Origin of the sequence: Pyrodictium delaneyi, assembly GCF_001412615.1 — an archaeon.
In the GTDB taxonomy this organism is placed as follows: domain Archaea; phylum Thermoproteota; class Thermoprotei_A; order Sulfolobales; family Pyrodictiaceae; genus Pyrodictium; species Pyrodictium delaneyi.
This window is the reverse complement of sequence record NZ_CP013011.1, coordinates 1,310,685-1,330,238: the sequence shown is the minus strand read 5'-3', so window position 1 is coordinate 1,330,238 and position 19,554 is coordinate 1,310,685. Positions and strand designations below refer to the sequence as shown.

General features: G+C 56.9%; 19 protein-coding genes. 11 read left to right on the top strand and 8 right to left on the bottom strand.

Annotated elements, in window-relative coordinates; all coding sequences use genetic code 11:
* Window positions 1-45: 45 nt before the first annotated feature.
* Complete coding sequence (locus tag Pyrde_RS06805; RefSeq protein ID WP_055409319.1) at window positions 46-2,349, top strand: helicase HerA domain-containing protein; 2,304 nt, start codon at window positions 46-48, stop codon at window positions 2,347-2,349.
* Between the two features lie 43 nt (window positions 2,350-2,392).
* The gene (locus Pyrde_RS06800) at window positions 2,393-3,925 is read left to right on the top strand and encodes a CRISPR-associated DxTHG motif protein (protein WP_055409318.1); all 1,533 of its coding nucleotides are present in this window, start codon (window positions 2,393-2,395) and stop codon (window positions 3,923-3,925) included.
* 151 nt (window positions 3,926-4,076) lie between these two features.
* Here Pyrde_RS06800 and Pyrde_RS10695 read toward each other — a convergent pair whose 3' ends face one another.
* Both Pyrde_RS10695 and Pyrde_RS06795 read right to left on the bottom strand, forming a co-directional pair.
* A complete protein-coding gene (locus Pyrde_RS10695) occupies window positions 4,077-4,253 on the bottom strand; it encodes a hypothetical protein (RefSeq protein WP_156328026.1) in 177 nt (58 codons plus the stop codon).
* Between the two features lie 18 nt (window positions 4,254-4,271).
* On the bottom strand, window positions 4,272-5,339 hold the full coding sequence (locus Pyrde_RS06795; protein ID WP_055409316.1) for an SPFH domain-containing protein: 1,068 nt from the start codon (window positions 5,337-5,339) through the stop codon (window positions 4,272-4,274).
* 184 nt (window positions 5,340-5,523) lie between these two features.
* Between Pyrde_RS06795 and Pyrde_RS06790 the strand changes: the two genes are divergently transcribed.
* Window positions 5,524-5,910, top strand: a complete 387-nt coding sequence (locus tag Pyrde_RS06790) for a hypothetical protein (protein WP_055409314.1) — start codon at window positions 5,524-5,526, stop codon at window positions 5,908-5,910.
* A gap of 113 nt (window positions 5,911-6,023) precedes the next feature.
* On the opposite strand, the gene Pyrde_RS06785 is transcribed toward Pyrde_RS06790, so the two are convergent.
* Together Pyrde_RS06785 and Pyrde_RS06780 are read right to left on the bottom strand one after the other, a co-directional pair.
* Window positions 6,024-6,602 (bottom strand): NUDIX domain-containing protein, encoded by a 579-nt coding sequence (locus Pyrde_RS06785; protein ID WP_055409312.1) that lies wholly within the window; start codon window positions 6,600-6,602, stop codon window positions 6,024-6,026.
* Window positions 6,599-8,554, bottom strand: coding sequence for a V-type ATP synthase subunit I (locus Pyrde_RS06780; RefSeq protein ID WP_055409310.1), 1,956 nt, complete (start codon window positions 8,552-8,554; stop codon window positions 6,599-6,601). The genes Pyrde_RS06785 and Pyrde_RS06780 overlap by 4 nt, the downstream gene beginning before the upstream one ends.
* A gap of 118 nt (window positions 8,555-8,672) precedes the next feature.
* On the opposite strand from Pyrde_RS06780, the gene Pyrde_RS06775 reads away from it, so the two are divergent.
* The 6 genes from Pyrde_RS06775 to Pyrde_RS10690 all read left to right on the top strand — a co-directional run bounded on the left by Pyrde_RS06775 (window position 8,673) and on the right by Pyrde_RS10690 (window position 13,932).
* Window positions 8,673-9,014 (top strand): V-type ATP synthase subunit F, encoded by a 342-nt coding sequence (locus Pyrde_RS06775; protein ID WP_055409308.1) that lies wholly within the window; start codon window positions 8,673-8,675, stop codon window positions 9,012-9,014.
* On the top strand, window positions 9,011-9,598 hold the full coding sequence (locus Pyrde_RS06770) for a V-type ATP synthase subunit E (RefSeq protein ID WP_055409306.1): 588 nt from the start codon (window positions 9,011-9,013) through the stop codon (window positions 9,596-9,598). Before Pyrde_RS06775 ends, Pyrde_RS06770 begins: the two co-directional genes overlap by 4 nt.
* On the top strand, window positions 9,595-11,376 hold the full coding sequence (locus tag Pyrde_RS06765; RefSeq protein ID WP_055409304.1) for a V-type ATP synthase subunit A: 1,782 nt from the start codon (window positions 9,595-9,597) through the stop codon (window positions 11,374-11,376). Before Pyrde_RS06770 ends, Pyrde_RS06765 begins: the two co-directional genes overlap by 4 nt.
* Window positions 11,373-12,767 carry a V-type ATP synthase subunit B gene (locus tag Pyrde_RS06760; protein ID WP_197272660.1) on the top strand — a complete coding sequence of 465 codons (1,395 nt, stop codon included), beginning with the start codon at window positions 11,373-11,375 and terminating at the stop codon, window positions 12,765-12,767. Before Pyrde_RS06765 ends, Pyrde_RS06760 begins: the two co-directional genes overlap by 4 nt.
* Before the next feature lie 4 nt (window positions 12,768-12,771).
* Window positions 12,772-13,389 (top strand): V-type ATP synthase subunit D, encoded by a 618-nt coding sequence (locus Pyrde_RS06755; RefSeq protein WP_055409303.1) that lies wholly within the window; start codon window positions 12,772-12,774, stop codon window positions 13,387-13,389.
* 162 nt (window positions 13,390-13,551) lie between these two features.
* Window positions 13,552-13,932, top strand: coding sequence for an ATP synthase subunit C (locus Pyrde_RS10690; RefSeq protein WP_156328025.1), 381 nt, complete (start codon window positions 13,552-13,554; stop codon window positions 13,930-13,932).
* On the opposite strand, the gene Pyrde_RS06745 is transcribed toward Pyrde_RS10690, so the two are convergent.
* Both Pyrde_RS06745 and Pyrde_RS06740 read right to left on the bottom strand, forming a co-directional pair.
* Window positions 13,921-14,946, bottom strand: a complete 1,026-nt coding sequence (locus Pyrde_RS06745; RefSeq protein ID WP_055409301.1) for a V-type ATPase subunit — start codon at window positions 14,944-14,946, stop codon at window positions 13,921-13,923. The genes Pyrde_RS10690 and Pyrde_RS06745 overlap by 12 nt on opposite strands.
* A 4-nt stretch (window positions 14,947-14,950) precedes the next feature.
* Window positions 14,951-15,283 (bottom strand): hypothetical protein, encoded by a 333-nt coding sequence (locus Pyrde_RS06740; protein WP_055409299.1) that lies wholly within the window; start codon window positions 15,281-15,283, stop codon window positions 14,951-14,953.
* A 75-nt stretch (window positions 15,284-15,358) separates the two neighbouring features.
* On the opposite strand from Pyrde_RS06740, the gene Pyrde_RS06735 reads away from it, so the two are divergent.
* Entirely contained in the window at window positions 15,359-16,516 is a 1,158-nt protein-coding gene (locus Pyrde_RS06735; protein WP_143522239.1) for an SPL family radical SAM protein, read from the top strand.
* A gap of 200 nt (window positions 16,517-16,716) precedes the next feature.
* Here the strand turns inward: Pyrde_RS06735 and Pyrde_RS06730 are convergent, their stop codons facing one another.
* Window positions 16,717-17,460 carry a hypothetical protein gene (locus Pyrde_RS06730; protein ID WP_055409295.1) on the bottom strand — a complete coding sequence of 248 codons (744 nt, stop codon included), beginning with the start codon at window positions 17,458-17,460 and terminating at the stop codon, window positions 16,717-16,719.
* Window positions 17,461-17,633: 173 nt separating this feature from the next.
* Window positions 17,634-18,365 carry an SDR family NAD(P)-dependent oxidoreductase gene (locus tag Pyrde_RS06725; protein ID WP_082419528.1) on the bottom strand — a complete coding sequence of 244 codons (732 nt, stop codon included), beginning with the start codon at window positions 18,363-18,365 and terminating at the stop codon, window positions 17,634-17,636.
* A gap of 365 nt (window positions 18,366-18,730) precedes the next feature.
* Between Pyrde_RS06725 and Pyrde_RS06720 the strand changes: the two genes are divergently transcribed.
* The gene (locus Pyrde_RS06720; RefSeq protein ID WP_143522240.1) at window positions 18,731-19,468 is read left to right on the top strand and encodes a hypothetical protein; all 738 of its coding nucleotides are present in this window, start codon (window positions 18,731-18,733) and stop codon (window positions 19,466-19,468) included.
* The last annotated feature ends 86 nt before the right edge of the window (window positions 19,469-19,554 follow it).

Here is a 19,554-nt window from a genome sequence, read left to right as displayed (position 1 = left end):
AGAGCCCAGGGGAGACATATACCCTGCTCGGGGCTGTAGCTGGCCTTGACTACGCCGCCTAGCTCCACGCCCCCTCCAGGCAGCCAGGGCTTCGTAGGCTTCATAGCCTCGGTCGAGTCCTACAGCGAGCTACGCGGCGTAGTCTACAAGTCGGCTACCACGCTACTCCGCTACGGCGCCCTAGCGCTGGTACGCGACGAGCAGAACAAGCGCCACTACCTAGCACTAGTGGTGGACGTGTCCGAGCAGAGCCTCATACCAGCCCTCGACACCAAGAGGCTAGAAGAGATAGCAAGGATACTCGAGGAGAGGGGTTCGAGCCTAGCCGATGCCCGCCGCATACTGGAGGCCTTATTCTCGCCCACGAGCAGCCTAGTCGCATGGCACAGCCTACGGGAGATAAAGCTGCGCCTCCTCGGCCAACTAGCCCAAGACGAGAAGGGCCGTCCAGTACTAGTCCTCCCCGAGCAGCCGCCGCGGCCAAGCAGCATCATAGAGGAGCCAGACACCAGCACCATCGAGGCGTTGTTGCACCGCGGTATCGAAGGCGGCAGGGGGATCTATCTCGGCAAGCTAGCATACAATACCGGTATACGCGTCTATCTCGACCCCGATAGGCTTACAATGCACCTGGCTGTGCTCGGGCAGACAGGCAGCGGCAAGACGGAGACCGTGAAGAGGATCGTAGCGGAGTACGCCTGGAGGAAGGACGAGTTCAGCGACTCCGGCGGGGTCATAGTCTTCGATATAGCGGGGGAGTATACAGGCTACCCCTACCGCAGGGAGGACATCGTACCCCTGCTCGACGCCGTGATGCAGCCCGAACTGTATACCAGCTTGCCGGCAACATGGGCTAGGAACACGAATAAGACCATTCTAGTTCCCTACGATCTCTCATCGGTTGGGTTCAAGAGGGCGAGCGACGAGAGGTATGCAGCAAGTCTTGTGGGCCTCCTAGGAGACCTGGAGAAGCGCTTTGGCAGGAACTTGCGGGGGCTAGTATATGGCCGCCACAGTATATACTTGGTCGATTCAAGTGGTGGCATAAAATCCGTCTCCAGGGAGACTGCAGCTAGCCTCATCAAGTACGAGCCTATGCTCGTGGTTGCTACTCCGCTTCCCTCGAGGCTCAGCGTCGAGGAAGTCTACGAGCTCTCGCATACAACGTCGTCGGCATTCGTAGACGCCCTGGAAACCGTAGCCGATATTTTAGGGCTCCTCGACGTAGGTGTAGTGAACGAAGTCAAGGGCCTAGCAGACATAATGGATATGCTTACACGATACAAAGTTGAGCCCAGGATTCTATTACAGCACGTAATAGATGCTGCAGATGAGTATAGACGTGTACTAGTAGGCCGTAAGAGCCCCGCCGAAGCCGAGAAGGAGGCGTGCATTACGCTCTGGAGGAAGCTCAAGAGCATGGGTGTCCCCTTTGTGGACTGCCGCAGCATAGCAGGGATCGTAGCCTATAACCTGGCATCAGAGGCTGAGGAGAGGCTTAGCCAGCCCGGGGTAGATGAGAGCCCTCTAGCAGGTTTTCTCTACAAGATCGCAAGCTACCTCCCAGCACCTAGTAGGGGGTCAAGCGACCCGAGTATAAGCCCCTGGGAGGTGATAGCCACAGCACTAGAGCACGACGAAAAACTTGCCAGCTTGAAGCCGCAAAAGCTACCCGAGAAGGCTAGCGGAGAGCTAGTAGGCTCGCTCCGTGCCAGCTTCTCCCGGGTCAAAAGCTCCCTTGAAGGTTATGCAAAGGGCACAGTAGAGAGCCTAGCCCGCGGCCTACGCCGCGTAGCCCGCCACGTGTCACCCCATCTAGACGCTACACATTACCGGCTCATCGCTCAGAGGCTTGTCGAGGGCTTCAGCATAGTACACCTAGCTCCCCCGAGCCGCGGAGACACCGACCACGCAGTAGCCAGGCTCATAGCGGAAGCCTTCACAGTATCGACTACAAGCTATAGCCCCCAGCGCCGCACCCTAATAGTCGTCGAGGAGGCCCACAACCTGGCTCCTGCCGGAGAGAACCGAGCCTCCAAGAGCCTGCTGCTACGGGTGGCACGTGAAGGCCGAAAGTGGGGGCTAAGCCTGATCCTGGTCAGCCAGAGGCCCGGCTTCATAGACCCCGGGATACTCAGCCAAGCAGCTACCCTGATAGCCCTCCGTATAACTAACCCCGACGACTTGACGGGGATAAAGAGGGGTGTCGGGTCGGTAAGCCAGGAGACTGTTGAGAGGCTTCCAGACCTAGAGCCAGGCCAAGCCCTCGTATCAGGTCTCGCAGTACCCGAGCGCCGTATACCTCTCCTGGTAAGAGTCGAAAGGCTTGCAAGGAGCCCGAAGCCATAACATGCTAGTGCTGGTTCTAAGCTAGCAGTGTGGTGTATGGTTTATGCGTGAAACTGACCTTCTTATAGCGCCGTGGGGGTTACCGTGGAGCTGGAGACCAGCTAAGTACGTGTTTATGGGCTACGAGGAGGAGTCTACCACGAGTCTCTCGTGCCTAGCTAAGGCGCTAAACCCGAGACGCATCCTGATAGTCATCTCCGAGAGTGCACTATGCAGCAACAAGATGATAAACAAGTTTCTAGAGAGCATTCAGAGAGACAGCTACGGAGAGGCATTAGACGAACTCAAGACAGCCATAGTAGAATACGTTCGGGAAAATAGTGGCGTCGATATTGCTGGCAGAGCTGTGCGTATCGCAGTCTGTCCAGCCCACGGCCATTTTAAGCCGCAGGAAGCCTCTATTGGGTGTGAGTGGCGTAGCTTCCTCGGCAACCCTGTCTCTGACTATGCTTCTTGCGTCATAGCCTATACGCTTGAAGAACTAGCGGAGATCAACAGTCGTGGAGAAGTGAATGGGAAAGTAGAGATAGCTTTGGACATCACGCATGGTATAAACTACATGCCTCTAGCCGCTTTCCGGGCCGTAATGGCTGCAGCGAGGATTCTCTCTGCTTCAGCCGGTGTAAGGATCAACGTTGACGTATTCAATAGCGAGCCATACGTGCCTGACCAGACTCTAGAGATACACCTAGTAGACCGCGAGGCTGTCACTAGCGTCAAGGCTGCGACGAGGCTCGTATACACCATGGCGAGGGCGAGAGATCCTACACCTGTACGCATAACCGACAAGCCTACTCTAGAGAGGCTAGGGCTCGGCAGCGACACTGCAAACTATGTGGCGAAGGAGCTAGGGATTGCAGAGGCTAAGAAGGCATGGCGCCAGGTATACACTATGGGTAAGAGGGCTTCAGCAACACTCCACTATGGCCTCCCTCTGGCACTGCTACAGTACGGGTATGAGAACGCCCAGCCACCGGGAAGCTCATGGCTAGCATACGTGACTCACAAACTCGTGGACATAGTGTCGAGGAGCCTAGAGTCCTCTGTAATTATCCGTACTGGTGTCAGCTGGGTGCGTGTACTAAGACTTGTGGGGTTTGATTACGATGACGTCAAAGCTATTCTCGCTTCTGCTGCACTCCTAGACTATGCATGCAGAGCATACCTCGAGTACCGCGGCAATATACGGATCAGCGATTATGGCGCCTTAGAGGTACCTGTGGACACTATACGTGGTCTTGCAGAGAAATACTTGCCACCAGCTCAGCAGGAGCTTGTAAAAAGCGAACTCACTAGCCCTTCTACTCCATTGAGACGGGCAGGCCCCGAGTGGACGTGGCTAGGCGAGAAGGGTAGACGCGCTGACACCAATACTAGGAACTATATAGCTCACGCTGGCTTTGAGAGGAACCTGATAGAGGCCAAGAGGGAAAATGGGGAGACACTTCTCGTCCGCTTCTGCCGGGATGCACTTGCTCCGAGAGGCAGGAGAAAGGTTAGGCGGCTAGATCAAATTCATGACGAACTGGCAGATAGGATCGCATCATTGGTACAGGGAGTGGAGGAGGCCGCCTAGCATGCGTTGGGGCTGCGTGCAGCAAAGCAGCGAGTTAACGAAGCACCGGGATAGCATAAATTGCTGCCCCTCGGCAGGTTTCTCCTTTTGAGCTCTTGCCGAGGCCTTAGCGTTATGGGGGACCTCTCCTGGGCTTGATGTCGATGGTAGGCTAGTCCCTCTCAATCGCCAGAGATGTGATGTATGCTGCTAGGAGTACTAGCGTCGCTGTTACAGTCATTTTTAGCAGTGTGGGTGTACGTGCTAGTTTTAGGAGTAGTGCTGCTGCGAGCAGCGTGTCGAACGCTATGAGCGTTATGAGTGCTTGTTTGAGGTACCGCCGTAGCACTGCTGTGCTACCCTCTGTCTAGCTCTTCTCGTCTAGGGGTAGTATGCCTATGATCGGTATGCCTAGGGGTAGTGTGGCGTTTCCTGGTACTGTTACGACTGTTATCTTGGCGTTCTGGAGTGCTGATGGGAGTACTTCGCGGTAGAGCTCGACCATCTTTATGTAGTAGTATATCTCTGCGGCCTTATCCACCGTGACGTTGAGTGTCTTTGCTATCTCAGCGATGGCCATAGCCTCGCCGGTGTACTGCCGGGCTATGGCTTCTGCCCGGCCCTTGGCCTCGAGGACTAGCTTGGTGGCTGTGGCGTTTGCCTCGATTATCCTCTTCTCGGCCTCGGCTTTAGCCTGGATTATCTGCTGCTGGGCTGTAGCGTTCGCGGCTATTACCTTCTTCTCGGCCTCCATTTGGGCCCGGATTATCTCGCGCTGTGCCTCGTATTTTGCTGCCTCGGCTTCCTGCTGGGCTGTGAGCTTCCGGAGTATTGCCTGGGAGAGCTCGGGCGGTATGTCGATCTTCTTTACTACTACGTCGATTACCTCTATGGCGTTCTTTACGCTGGGGTCTTCTAGTAGTAGGTTCTTGAGGTAGACTGCTATCTCTTCGCTTATCTCCTGGATCCTCGGCACGATATCTACTAGCATGTATTTGCCCACTACTGCTCTCACGGCCTCGCTAGCTGCTCTCTCTATGACGTCGCGGCGTATACGGTTGTGTATGTCGTACTGGTACTCTTCTACCAGCCATAGCACTGCTCCGGGTTCTTTCCGCACCTTGTACCGTACCTGGATCTCTACGGGCACGCGGGCGCCATCCTTAGTGACGGCTACTATGGCGCTATCGCCTTCTAGGTGGACTGTCTGCACGTATATTGGTACGAGCTTTAGCTCTGCCCAGGGCGCTTTAATGCCCCATGTAGGGCCGAATACTACCTCCTTCCTACCCAGAACCTTGTCTACGATAACGCCTGCCTCGCCTATGTCGAGCTCGTACTGCGAAGTCAGGGCCACAGCTACTAGAACAGCTACTACGAGCACGGCTGCGAGCTTGAGGGCTCTAGCACCAGGTATGCCCATAGCTGGGGGCATTCGCAGCGCCACCGTGTGCTACACAGCACTGCCCCGGATATTTCGGCTACTATTCCACGACGCTAGAGCGCCGGTGCCCCCCCCCGCCGGGGCCGGGCTATCTCTGTAGGCGTTGCGGCCACGTGATAAGCGAGTCTGTATAACCCCCTTCTAGCCCCGGGGTCGTTCGTCACGGTGACGCTTAGTGGCTAGGCACGACGCTGGAGAAGTCCAGGGAGAGAGGGCTGGCGGTGAGCCTGTCTGCCGGGAGCTGCTCCTGGTGGATCCGGGTGATGCGCTGCGGGCTGCTGAGTTTATGCATCGTCTCCAGCCAGTAGTTGTACCAGCGCTGCCGCTGGCTAATGGCCGGTACCTGGTGCTGCTCGGCACCATGGAGCAGATGCCCTACCCCGCGTGCACGGCTGCCGTGCTCGACGAGAAGGGGCTGGAGGAGCTGCGCCGCTACGCCCTAGTCATGAGGGTCGAGCGGGTGCTAGAGGTGCCCAAGAGCCTCCGAGACCTCCCCCGTGCCTTAGAGGAGCTCCTCGGCAGACTTGGGAGCGGCGACACCTCGTCTAAGCCTAGCAGTTAGGTGGCCTTTCTGTCTCCCGGGGGCTGGGCTTCCCGGGTGGCTGGGTAAATCATTATTGTGGACAGCTTCAACTATGGGGGGTAGAGGCTGTGCAGTTGCGTCTGCATCTGCCTCTACTCCCGTGTGCTGCAGAGACCGCATTGTTCTAGCCTTGTGTGGAGTAGCCTGATCGCTCGTAGGGTCATGCCCCATACTAGGGTGCCGTACCAGTCCCGGTAGCCCTCCACGACGACTCCTCGGCGAGGATGCATCTGCGGCGTTGTTTCTAGCCTGCATGGGAGCCCAAGTATCCCGGCCCAGGCTGTCTCGGGGCCACGACAGTCGTGGAGCCGTTCTAGGCAGTGGCTGCTGCGGAGCAGAGAAGCGACGACTGCTACGCGGAGCCAGGGGGCGTTACGGGGCTCTACGGCGCCTATGACGCCTACTGGCTCTAGGCAGTCCAGTGGTATGCAGGCCTCCTCTGTTGTCTCCCTTAGCGCGGCCGTGACGGGGTCCTCGCCGGGCTTTAGCCTGCCGCCGGGGAGTACTGTGTCGCCGCCCCAGGGGTCGTGTAGCCGGGCCGGCCTCTCTACCACGACTAGGCCGGGCCAGGGCCGGTAGACTAGTACCAGGTTTACCGCCGCAGCGTAGCCGCTGCCGCCGGTTTGTAGAGCTGCGCGGGAGAGGCACTCCGCGGCCTCTCTGGGGGTCATCGCTTGCCGGGCCTCCCTGCTACGGCGCGTAGCTCTACCCGTACATGCCTCCCGCTCAGCTTTACAGGCCGGTAGGGCCTCCCAGACCCCTCGTAGAACTTGGTCATGAACTCGTAGAAGTGGAGACGCGACGCCTGTATAAACGCCATAAGGCTCTCGAGAGCTATTATCCCGGCGTTGCCTAGCACGAGGAGCGGCAGGGATAGGAGGCCTATAGCGTGCCAGGCCCTGGCGAGCATCGAAGTGAGGACAGCGTGTATGAGGTAGAGTATTGCGAGACGCATGTAGGATAGCGTGTTAGAGGCGAGCTCTACCACGGATAGCGCGTACTCGAGTAGAGCCTCGCCTAGCACGTGTAGAGGCTTTACGCCCGAGAGCCTAGAGGCCGTGAGGGAGGCTGTTAGGAGGAGTATAGGGGACGCTGTAAGCAGTATCATGCCCGCCTCGCCCAGCCACGCTGGGAGCCCTGCTAGCCTAGAGGCGACGTAGAGTACCCCACCCGTATAGAGTAGGAGTACTGGTGCTAGCCCGGCTGCTGCGCCAGCATAGTCGCCTCTACGGAGACGCGTATAGATCCCGAGCACAAGCGCTAGGGCTATGTGGACTACCCCTGCGAGGAGCGAGACTGCTAGAGCTAGACGGAGCTTCTCGGCCGACAACCGGTCGCCAGCGAAGAGGCTTAGGGGAGGCTCGTAGCCCGGGAAGAGGGCCATGTGGAAGCCAAAGACCTCGCCGCTTAGCACGCCGAACACCATTGACCAGAGCCCGCAGAGGGCTATGATGATGCCGTAGCCTCTGTAGTCCTCCCGGAGCCTGTAGAGCCCAAGCCCCAGAAGCGCAAGAACAGCTCCATGACCTATATCGCCGAACATTAGGCCGAAGAACAGCGGAAAAGTGGCGGCGATGACCGGGGCAGGGTCTACCTCCCGGAGCCCCGGGGGACCGTAGAGGTCACGTATATGCTCGGCAAACGCTCTTATCAACGGGTTACGGGTAGGCGGTCTCGGCGCGTCATCCCCGGGCTCTGTGACTTCTACGCGTAGCCAGCCCTCCTTCCCCGCCGCCTCTAGAGCCCGGAGAGCTGTAGAGACAATATACCCCTTCACGATGACTCTATCGCCTACTACTAGCCCGGTCTCGAGCACTGAGAACAGCTCCGCAATCCTAGAGAGTAGCTCGTAGAGCCCGAGTATGAGGCCGGCCTTGCTCGATACGAGCTTCTCTAGCTCCCGGCGAGCCTCCCTTAGGGCTTCCTCGACCTCCTGGAGCCGGATATCAGCTAGCATTATGGCTTCCTCTGGGGCCTCGACAAGCTCTCTAGGGGGGACTAGCTCGCGAAGACCCATAGTTGCTTCGAGGCGCTCTACTAGCTCCCTATCACTGGGCCTATAGACTACTAGGAGGAGCTTCTCGCCGGGAGACGCGGGGTAGACCCCATAGGCGAGGCTAGTAGCTGCTAGTACCCTTCGTACCTCGTACTCGAGCCGCACGTCGACTATGAACAGCTTTGCCCGGAGGTTCTCTAGGCTCTCTAGCCTCCGGAGGGCGCGTGCCACGCTTACTCCGCCGTGGCGCGCGGCTAGCCCGGTAAGTGCTTCGAGGCGCTTCTTTTCAGCTTCTAGGCTCTCTATGTGGCCTTCGAGCTCCTGGATCTCTTCAAGGAGCTTTCTAGCACCGGCCAGCGCCTCCTCGATGACGTTTTTGAGCGTTTCACCCCTTACTACTAGCTTCTCCTCGCTCTCCCCGAGGAGGCTAGAATATCGCTCAATCAGCTCGCGTAGCCCCGCGGCAAGCTCTACTACTTGGTCACGTAGCCTGCGTATGTGCTCTGGTAGCTCGGTGTAGCGGGAGAGTGGTTGGGGCACAAACGCCTCTAAGGACGCGAGTAGCTCGAGCAACCGGTACACATGGTTCACATCGGTTTCTAGTATTACGCGGACTACACTGGCCACGGCTTCCCAGCATTATACGCGTTGTTTGGGATTCATTAGAATTGCTTCTCGCTCTCCTAATAGGAGTTATTAAACGGTTAGAAGACCTCTATCCTTCTGTGGGGCGTGTTCCCGGGCTATGGATAGGACTAGTAATGGTAGAGGCTACCGGGTAGTAGTCATTGGCGACGAGGAGACGGTGAACCTATTCCGTCTCATCGGCTACGTCGGCCACGTAGCCTCAGCTAGCGAGCTGCTAGACGTTCTGGGCAAATACGTAGGCCGGGAGGACGTAGGCCTAATAGTCGTCACTTACGACCTAGTCGAGGAGAATATCGACAAGTACTTCGAGCTCAAGGCCCGGCTTAGGAAGCCACTACTCGTCGAGATACCGAGTATACGGAACCCATGGAAGACCGGCATAGACTACCTTGAGTTGTTTAGGAGAGTCGTAGCCGGCAGCGGGGCTGAATCCCCATGACAATCCATAATCTCGACAAGCTCCTAGACAGACTCATAGCTGACAGTATAGACCTCACTGGTTTACGTGAGCGGTACTATGGCATAATCGATAGTTATCGCAGCCGTGCGCTCCACGAGGTAGAGAGGCTAAGAGAGGCGATCCTTCAGCGTGTTGAGGAGGAAAAGGGCGCGCTCAATACCAAGTACTCTAGGCTCCTACGTACAGAGGAGCTCCGAGCCCGGGAAGAGGTTTTCCAAAAAGCCCTTAGGCTGGCACAGCAACTCATAGAGAGCCTCCGCGGTACAGAGGCCTACACTAGAGCGCTTGAACGCCTCCTAGAAGAGGCTGTTAGTGCTATAGGCGAGCCTGTAGTCGTAGTCTCTACCCGTAGCGAGGATAGCGAGCTACTGGCTACTATAGCTAGGCGCGTCTCCTCCAGGCTAGGCGTAGAGATACGTATAGGCGATCCCATTGACACGGTCTTCGGGCTTGTAGCGCGGAGTGTCGACGGCAAGGTGGTCTATGACTGTAGGTTTGAGTCTCGTCTAAGACTGGCGCTTCCACGTCTACGTGCCCGGGTCTATCGTATCCTCTTCGGATGAGAACCGTGAAGGGAGTCATCACGTGGATTAGCGGCCCCGTGGTACGGGTTGAGGGTGCTAGAACTGCCCGGCTCTACGAGGTAGCGGAGGTTGGCGAGGAGAGGCTTCTAGGCGAGGTAGTCGCCCTCGAGGGCGGCGAGGCCGTCGTTCAGGTCTACGAGGATACTAGTGGGCTCAGACCAGGCGACCCCGCCTACTTTACTGGCGCATTGTTCAGTGTAGAGCTAGGCCCAGGCCTATTATCGACGATATTTGATGGCGTTCAGAGGCCTCTCCCGCTTCTCGCTCAGCTCTCGGGGCCCTGGATTAAGCGCGGATTAAGGGTCGAGCCTCTTCCTAGGAACCGGAGGTGGCACTTCACCCCGTCAAGGCATGTAGCTCTAGGAGACCGTGTCGGGGCAGGAGATATCCTGGGTATAGTAGAGGAGACTAGTCTTGTACGGCACTACGTGATGATTCCACCGGGTGTACGTGGTAGACTACGGGAGCTTGCAGTAGAGGGTGACTATAGGGTAGACGACGTAGTAGCTGTAGTCGAGAACAATGGTAAACGTTTTGAGGTAAAGCTTGTACATAGATGGCCTGTTAGGAGGCCGAGACCTTTCCGTGCAAAGAAGCAGCCATCGCTCCCCCTTGTAACTGGCGTCAGAGTGATTGATACCTTCTTCCCCGTGGCACTCGGCGGTACAGCTGCCATCCCCGGCGGGTTCGGGACTGGCAAGACAGTCTTGCTCCAGACCCTAGCTTCTTGGTCACGTGTAGACATAGTGGTGCATGTAGGCTGTGGTGAGCGAGGCAACGAGATGACTGAGCTCCTCGAGCGATTCCCCAAGCTGAGGGACCCTGCAACCGGGAAACCCTTGATGGAGCGTACAGTGCTCATAGCTAACACTAGCAACATGCCCGTAGCAGCCCGTGAGGCAAGCATATACACCGGCATAACCATAGCCGAGTACTACCGCGACATGGGCTACCACGTACTACTCACAGCTGACTCTACGAGCCGCTGGGCTGAAGCCCTACGCGAGGTTAGTGCGAGACTTGAGGAGATACCGGGAGAGGAAGGGTATCCTGCATACCTCTCCTCGAGGCTAGCCGGGTTCTACGAGCGTGCCGGTCGTGTCGAGTGTCTCGGGAAGCCGCAGAGGGAGGGAAGCCTCACAGTTATAGGGTCTGTATCGCCACCCGGCGGCGACTATTCAGAGCCCGTTACTAGCCATACCCTGAGGTATGTTGGTAGTCTCTGGGCGCTAGACACACAGCTAGCGTACTCCAGGCATTACCCGGCTATAAATTGGCTGCTGAGCTACTCGGTTTACGTGGATAGGGTTAAGGGCTGGTGGGAGCGCATAGCTCCACGCTGGAGCGAAATCCGGAGCCGAGCACTTGAGATTCTTCAGCGCGAGGCGAGTATAAGGGAGCTAGCCAGGGTCATAGGCGTAGAAGCGCTCTCGGAGGAGGATAAGCTCGTACTCCTAGCTGCATGGATGCTCCGGGAAGGGTTCCTCCAGCAAAACGCCTTCCATCCAGTAGATGCTTTCTCGTCGCCCGAGAAGCAGGTGAAGCTTCTCAGCATTATACTAGAGTTCTATGATGCAGCTCGCGCAGCGCTAAGGGAGAATCCAAGCCTCACAGTTGATATGCTAAAGAAGCACGCCCTGACAAAGAGGATTGTGACGCTTAAACGTGAAGTCAGGGATGACGAGCTCGACAAGATAGACGAGCTCGCAGAGGAGGTTGTAAAGGAGATAGAGAAGCTGAAGGTGGCAACGCCGTGAGTAGGAGTAGCCACGGTATACGCGAGTATAAGAGCATTAGGAGGATACGTGGCCCCCTAATGGTAGTTGAAAGAGTCCACGGTGTAGCATACAACGAGCTAGTAGAAGTAGAGGACGACAGCGGCAACCGGAGGCTAGGAAGGGTAATAGAGGTTGGCAGAGGCTTCGCCGTCGTACAAGTATTCGGCGAGACACATGGCCTCTCTACTGGAGCGACTACAGCACGGTTCCTTGGCAGCGCCTATACTTACCCAGTATCAATCGACATGCTCGGCCGTATATTCAACGGCGTTGGAGAGCCAATCGACGGCGCTCCTCCACCCTCCCCAGAGGATACGTTAGACATCAACGGCTATCCCTTGAACCCGTACATGAGGGAGTTTCCACGCGACTTCATCCAGACGGGTGTATCCGCTATAGACGGCATGAACACGATGGTGCGTGGCCAGAAGCTGCCAATCTTTAGCGGCGCTGGCCTGCCGCACAACAAGCTAGCCGTGCAGATAGCCCGCCAAGCAACTGTGCCCGGGGAGGCAGAGGATTTTGCAATAGTCTTTGCAGCTATAGGTGTAAAACATGACGAGGCTCTCTACTTCCGTGAAGAGTTCGAGAAAAGCGGCGCCCTAGACCGGGCGGTACTCTTCATTAATCTTGCAAGTGACCCTGCTGCAGAGAGGCTAGTAACGCCGCGTATAGCACTAACAGTAGCAGAGCACCTAGCGTTCAACCACGACATGCACGTGCTAGTAATACTGACTGATATGACTAACTACTGCGAGGCTCTAAAAGAGGTAAGCGCTATGCGCCGTGAGGTAGGTGGTCGGCGAGGCTACCCTGGCTACATGTATAGTGATCTTGCGAGTATTTACGAGCGCGCTGGCAGGATACGTGGACGGAAGGGTAGTATTACTCAGATGCCTATACTCACGATGCCTAACGATGATATTACTCACCCGATTCCCGACCTTACAGGCTATATTACTGAGGGCCAGATTGTGCTTAGCCGTGAGCTCTATAACCGTGGTATCTACCCGCCGATAAACGTGCTAATGAGCCTATCGAGGCTGATGAAGGAGGGTATCGGCCCCGGAAAAACCAGAGAAGACCACCAAGCGGTAGCTGACCAGCTCCATGCAGCCTATAGCCGCGCTATGGAGGTACGTAGCCTAGCCATGATAATAGGCGAAGCAGCCCTCGGCCCCGACGAGAAGAAGTACCTGCGGTTTGCTGAGGCTTTCGAGCAGCGCTTCCTCAAGCAGGACTTCTACGAGAACCGCAGCATAGAGGAGACCCTCGACATCGCCTGGGAAGTACTATCAATACTACCAGAAAGCGAGCTAACACGTATACCGGACGAGCTGGTATCGAAGTATATGAAGGCGGTGGGCTAGAGGAATGGGTATCAATCGATCCGAGCTGCTAACAGCTCGCCGGCAACTAGAGTATTACAGGAGGGCATACGAGGTAGTTAAGAGGATTAGAGATGCACTACTAAGCGAGATAATGACTTCGATAAGGGAGCTAGAGGAAAAACGCAGCATTATAGAACATAAGCTCAGGGATCTCTACCAGCTCTACCTCTTGGCGTATGGGGAGTCCAGCCCCGGCGAGATTGTCGGTGCACAACCAGGCTCATCATTCATAGTGTTGAGGGAGCATATACGTTATGGTGTTCCCCGGTACAAGGGGGAGGGTGTATGCAGAATTAGTGACGTACCTTCCTACAGTCTTACAGCTACGTGGCCAGTACTGGATGATGTTGTCGAGGGACTCTGTAGACTACATAACGCCTTGGTGGAGCTAGCTAGTGTAGAGCAGACTCTGCTCCGTGATATAGAGTTGCTAGCCTTCTACCAGAGAATACTCAATATCCTTGAACACATACATATACCCAGGATGATGCGGCGAGTAAAGTACCTTGAAGAGATGCTCGACGATTACGAGCGTTACGAGGTTACAATAAAACTCGTGCTCAAGGATATACTTGGGGCTCGAAGCAATGAGCGAGTATAATGGGTATAAACGTCTACAGGAGGAACTGCACAGGCTGGTAGAGCGGATCATCAGGGAGTATACTAGCGAGGCCGAGGAAACCTGGTCTCGACTAGTGGAGGAGTTTTCCCGGAAAGTGAGGAATATTAGGGGAAGAATTACTGCTTAAAATGGTGGCTAATAGTGTCTAGTACACACGCCCCTAGTCTCCCTACAGCCGCCGCCTACGCTGGCTTCGCGCTCGTCCTGGTAGCAGCTCTCCTGACTACACTATTGTTCTTCATCACTCGTCCACTCATAGAGACCGCTATAGCGGCTGAGGGGGCGGGCGGAGAAGCGGCTGAGCCGGGTCTAGTAAAGATGGCTACCGTCCTGGCAGCCTCGCTAGCATTCTCGACTTCAGTACTAGGCGCTGCTATAGGTATAGCACTCGTAGGTTCTGCCTCGATAAGCGCTATGGTCGAGAAGCCCGAGTTACGCGTATGGGGGCTCATACTTACAGCACTAGCCGAGGCCCTAGCCATATACGGTATAGCTATAGCGTTCCTTATCCTAACGAGCTAGCAAGTTGTAGCCATACTCACGCGCAACGGTCTTCATGCAAATACTGTAGAGCTTTTGTACCTCAAGCTCTAGCAGCTTCAGCGCTGCAAGTATGCCAGCTAGGCTGAATTGATTCCACAGGCTGGTTCTCCAGGCTATCCTCCAGGTATAGCTGTACAGCCTGCTAGCTAGCTCCCCGGGGCTCTCTGGCTTACAGAGAGTTGAGGGCACCTGGAGCTTGCGGCAGAGAGCGAGAGGTTTTTCCGAATACAGTAGCAACATGGTTCCGATAGGTTCTGGTATTAGTGTCGATACGTACCCCATGTCTAAGCCTAGCCTAGTAGCACGAGCCATAGTCAGTGATACGAACTTTATCGCCTCTATTCCTAGGAGACTCTCTAGCCTCGTCCTCTCATCTACTGGGAGCCCGCCAGCTCTATAGAGGAGCCTAGAAAGGCTAAGAGCCTCGACGACTATGTCGACGAGAGCTAGGGGTCCTCTACGCTTCTCTAAGAGGGGCTCCAGCGTCCTGATGCGTACTGAGTAGTCGCTGAGCCCGGCACGGTGTAGGGCCTCTACTAGGTCTCGCCTAGAGCCCCTAGAGAGGTATACGCCCAGCAGCTCGGTGTATCCTTGAATGGCTTCTATCCTCGCGTCTATATGCCTTAGAGCAGATTCATCACTTGTATAGGTGTACTTGAAGTATAGCCTCACATTACGTGCAATGTGGCTCTCCATGTACCCGTCGAGGACGGGGAGCGCGTAGCCGGGGACTATCCTCCTAAAGCTCTTGTAGGCCATGACTAATGGGGTGCGGAGAGCGAAGGCTAGCTCGCTGCAGTTGCTGGGCTCTTCTCTTCTAATGTACTCGCCGTAACGTGTAGACTGGAGACGCCGTAGGAGATCCCTAAACGATGTAGATGCTTCTAGGAACGTTATCTCGTCTACGGTGAGTAGACGCGACCTTACCCCAGCTACCCGGGGCGCGCACACCGAGTAGATAGTAACGAGGTCCGTCTCGCTGCAGCTAAACACGCTCCTAGACCTCTATGCCCGTGGTCTCCCGGACTATCAGGCGCGCAGCTTCTTCGAGCCGTGCTTCGGCTCTCCTCTTCATCTCCTCTATGCGCCTAGATAGAGTCGTTCTACGCTCCTCTAGCTGCTGCTGGTGCCTCCTTACCTCCTCTAGAGCCCAGTCCTCTAGGAATCTCCTAGCCTCCTCCACAATCCTCCTATACATCGTCCTCCCGATGCGGTGTGCCTCCGAAATGGCTCTTTTCTCGAGCTCACTGCGGGCTTCACGGATACGCGCTACCGCCCTGTCTAGCTCTGCAATGGTCTCTACGTCTTTCTCGAACTCTGATTGTTGCACAGAGAACCAGCCCCAGTCTCCCCAGCCTATAGAAAGCCGTATCTGCTCTATAAGAGGTGCGACGGGGTACCCTACGTGGTCGAGTGGATGGAGCTGGGGATAAAGCCTAGCAGCTACATCTCGTCGCTCTGCTACTCTGTGCTCCGGCTAGAGCCCTTCACTGGCTGCAGCTTCGGCTGCACATACTGCTACGCGCGCTGGTACCGCGGCGCCGGGCCGCCCTGGGCTAAGCCCTGGCTCCCCAGGGTCTTCGAGAAGATTGCCAGGAGGATGCAAGAGCTACCCCGGCCGGTGTTCCGGCTGGCTACGCTCTCGGATCCTCTCCAGCAGCGGGGCGGCGCCGTACCAGGCGTAGTGAAGGCGTTGCTGCGTACCGCGCTCCGCTACAGGGTGCCCCTAGTGCTCAACACGAGGGGTGACGTAGCCGGCGACCCCGAGGTCTTCGCGCTTCTGCTCTCCCTGGCCGAGCACCGGCTCGTCCTGGTGCAAGTGACCTTGGGGCTCCCCGAAGGACCTGCTCAGCTCCTCGAGCCCGGGGCGCCGCCCCCGAGCAGGAGGCTCGACTCCATAGAGGCCCTCGCCAGGCACGGCGTGCCGGTCGTCGTCCGTGTCCAGCCCCTGGTGCCCGGGCTTGAGGAGTGGCACCTACGCGCAGCTACTGAGGCCCTCGAGAGGGGCGCCCGGGGGCTCATAGCCGAGCCACTGCGAGAGACCCAGAGGGGCCTCGAGGCGCTCTACAAGCTCCTCGGCGCAGGGGTGCCCAGCGCCGGGTGGGAGGGCTACCAGCTAGGCGAGGAGCCAGGCCGAGAACCACTACTACACCCTGGGCCCGCGTGGCGAGAGAGGATGCACATGGCGCTGGAGGCCCTGGCCCAGCGCTACGGCGCCGTCTACGCGCCGTGCAAGGACGCTCTACTGCCCCGGCTAGCGCACTGGTACAGACCAGGCCGTAGCTGTTGCCTGGAATGGCTCGCCGTCGAGGAGCCGGTACTGGTACGGCCTACACTCCACGAGTACGTCTACTGGCTCGAACAGGGCGGAGACGGCTCCTGGCAGGGCTTCAACGGGTACATCTGCAGCCTCCCCGTGTTCGAGCCCTTCTGCAGCATGCTCGACTACTACCCCTCCCCGGTTCGTAAGGCGCTGCGCGCCCATCACCGGAGGCTACAGAGGCTCGTGGAGAACCGCTCGAAACTTGAAGCTCTGTTATCGAAAACAACTATGTGGAGGTAGACGTTGAAGGGGATGCGGAGTCAATAGTATTAGGATTCGCGAGGCCGTGCTAGAGTTAGACTCCTAGCAGCTCTATTCACAATCCCTTAGTATGTTGAATCCCTCTGGCATTACGTTGCCCTGCCGCTGCTTTGGAGTGGCTGTACAGGGTTGCCAACAAGAGCCCCGGGGGATGCATCTCACGACTATCTATGGTGTCGCTACTGTAGTCTTGATATGGATTCTAAAGTTGCTCCGTGGTTGAGTACTGTCGTGTATAGACCTAGAGGGTTCCGTGGACTCGACCCAGTATGGTTTGTATGTTGGTTCCCCTCAGCATACTGGCCGGCAGACTTTGTTTCGGAACTAGTACTGTTATTGCTGATGCTTCTGAATAATTCTGCCGGTACTAGTAATCGGAATCGTTTGAGCTCCCAGTCCGACTTAAGGAATGCACACTCCACACTAATACCCAGCTTGTCGAGAAGGAGTCTGATAGCCGTGTTCCTCCTCAGGAACTCTTTTACAAGCTGGTTGGCACGGTTACTAGCCGCCGTTATATCGGCATTAAGGCCTTCGATATCGCATTCTCCTCTAGTACAGTACGATTCTAGTACAGCCAGCGGGTTTACAGCAGGTATGAGACGTACACGGTATTCGCCGGGCTTTCCTGCCACCTGTTCCACGTCATAGGTGAGGTATACTAACGGCTTCGAGCCACGACCCTGGAGAATGACTTCAATTATCTCGCCCGGCTTCTTACCGTTGAAGAGCAGTCTTGCTACTAGCTCGACCGCAAGCCCGGGGTCGGAGCCCAGCTTGAGCCGGTAGAACTCTACAAGCCGTTCAACAGCCTCGCCGGCGCCCTTGAGGCCTTCACGACGAGCTATCTTAGCCACCTCGCTGTACACCGACTCGCTTACACTTATGTTCCTGCGCCCCTCGACGCCATACTCTTCGGTCATTAAAAACCACCTCCAGGCAGGGCAGCGGCCCGGCACCCCCAGAGCAGTGTAGGGCACTGCGCCTGGGGGTCATAAGAGTTATAACCTATTCTATTGCGGCAGGTCTGACATTGCCAGCATAGTATACTACAATTTATCGCACATACTGTTGCCTAAAACTTTAGAAAGCGGGCTTAGAGTAGCCCACCACTAATAGTGAGCACGTCACCCGTTATGTAAGGGTTCTCTACTGCGTCTAGAACTAGCCTGGCAATCTCTTCGGGCCGGGCTAGCCGGGCCAGGGGGATCTCCTCCTCGACCCAGTCCATGTCGCCCCAGACCCGCGCCATATCGGTGTCCACACCGCCGGGAGCCACGGCGAAGACACGTATCCCGTACTCCGCTAGCTCCTTGGCGGCTGCTACACTCCAGGCTATCAGCGCAGCCTTGGCAGCTGAGTAGTGGCTCGTAAGGGGCTCGGGGCGGAGCCCGAGCACAGAGGATATGTTGACTATTACTCCTCTCCTCTGCCGCATCATGTAGGGTAGGGCTGCCCGGGCGACGTTTAAGGCGCCGTAGAAGTGTACCTCTATCATCCTCTGCCAGTCCCGTGGCTCCATCTCATGGAACGGCTTAGGCTCCAGGATCCCCGCGTTGTTGACCACCACGTCTACGCGGCCCCAGCGCCCCACTGCTGCCTCTACTAGGCGCCGAGCCTCCTCCCACCGGGACACATCGGCGCCAACAACCAGAGCATCACCGCCAAGACCCCGTATCTCCTCCGCAACCTTCTCCGCCGCCTCCCTTGACCGTAGATAATTCACTACAATGCCCGCTGCTCCGCGGCGAGCAGCCTCTAGGGCTATCGCCCTGCCTATCCCTCGACTAGAGCCAGTTACTATGAAGACGGAGCCGTTGACCTTCATTGCGCATCCACCCATGCAGGCAAAAGAAGCTGCTCCGAGGCTTAGTATATAGCAATAATATTAGGATCCTGCTACCAGTATGCCGTTGAGGAGGTGCTAGCCCTCCCTACCCTCTACGGGAGGACAACACTGTTCCCTGGAGGGCCCTAGGGGGCCGATGATAGTCCTCCTTCCTTGCCAATAGCTTGTAGACATACAGACGCAATGCCCCGTGTATATGTAGCCCTATAGATCATTGTGTAGTCCCTCTGCTCTCTAGCTGTACCGCGCCGCGGCGTGCCACGGAGAGACTCTGAAGCTCGGCTGCAAGCGCTAATGCTTAGACCCTCTCAGCCAGGGTGTCAATATGTAACGGCTGGCTGGTCTTGGCCTTGGAGGGCTTACCCGGCTACGTGTACCTCGTCAAGAACCTACGCGGGGTCTACGCGGGGCTCGAGGACGACGACCACGAGCTTTATGTTAGCTGGCTTGCCCGCCGGTTCCGCTATCGCGACCTGGGCGTCGCACCCTCCCTCGTAGAGGCTGCCATGGATGTGTTTGAACGCTTCCTGGGCGGTAAGCCCTTCCACGTCCTAGGCTACCCTACCGAGAGGCTCGCTGCTGCGGCGAGGCGCGCCACCGAGGCACTAGCCGATGCTGATGTGCCGCGTGTACTAGTTGAGTCGCTGCTGCTGAGCCTAGTCTACGCATCGCCACTGCTCGTCACGGGCAACGCGTACAGGGTGTTGGAGGAGGCAGGGCTCGTCATACATGTGGTCCGTGGCCCGGCTCTGGGGCTGCAGGACGCAAGGCTCCACATGAGGATAGCCGGGTACAGCGCTCTAGACTTCCTCGTGCCCACGGCGGAGGCTGTTATTGAAAGGATACAGGCCGGGAGCCTCGGGGAGCTGTACAGCGAGAGACGCGGCTTGACCGAGAAGGATGCAAAGCGGTACTGGAGGATAGCCGGCAAGGGCGACAAGCCGGTGATAGCCTACCTCGACCACCTCCCCCTCCTAGGCGATACCATTAGGAACCTGGTGGGGCCCGAGGAGCGCATCCTCCTAGCACTCCCCGTAGCCTTCATACTCGACTCAGTTGAGGACCTAGCCAACCCATCCTAGAAGTGGTATTACAATTAAAGGCATTGATTAGCTGACTGTCTGGGGCAATATCACGGCAATGAATTCCTACCAATACGATTTAAGTA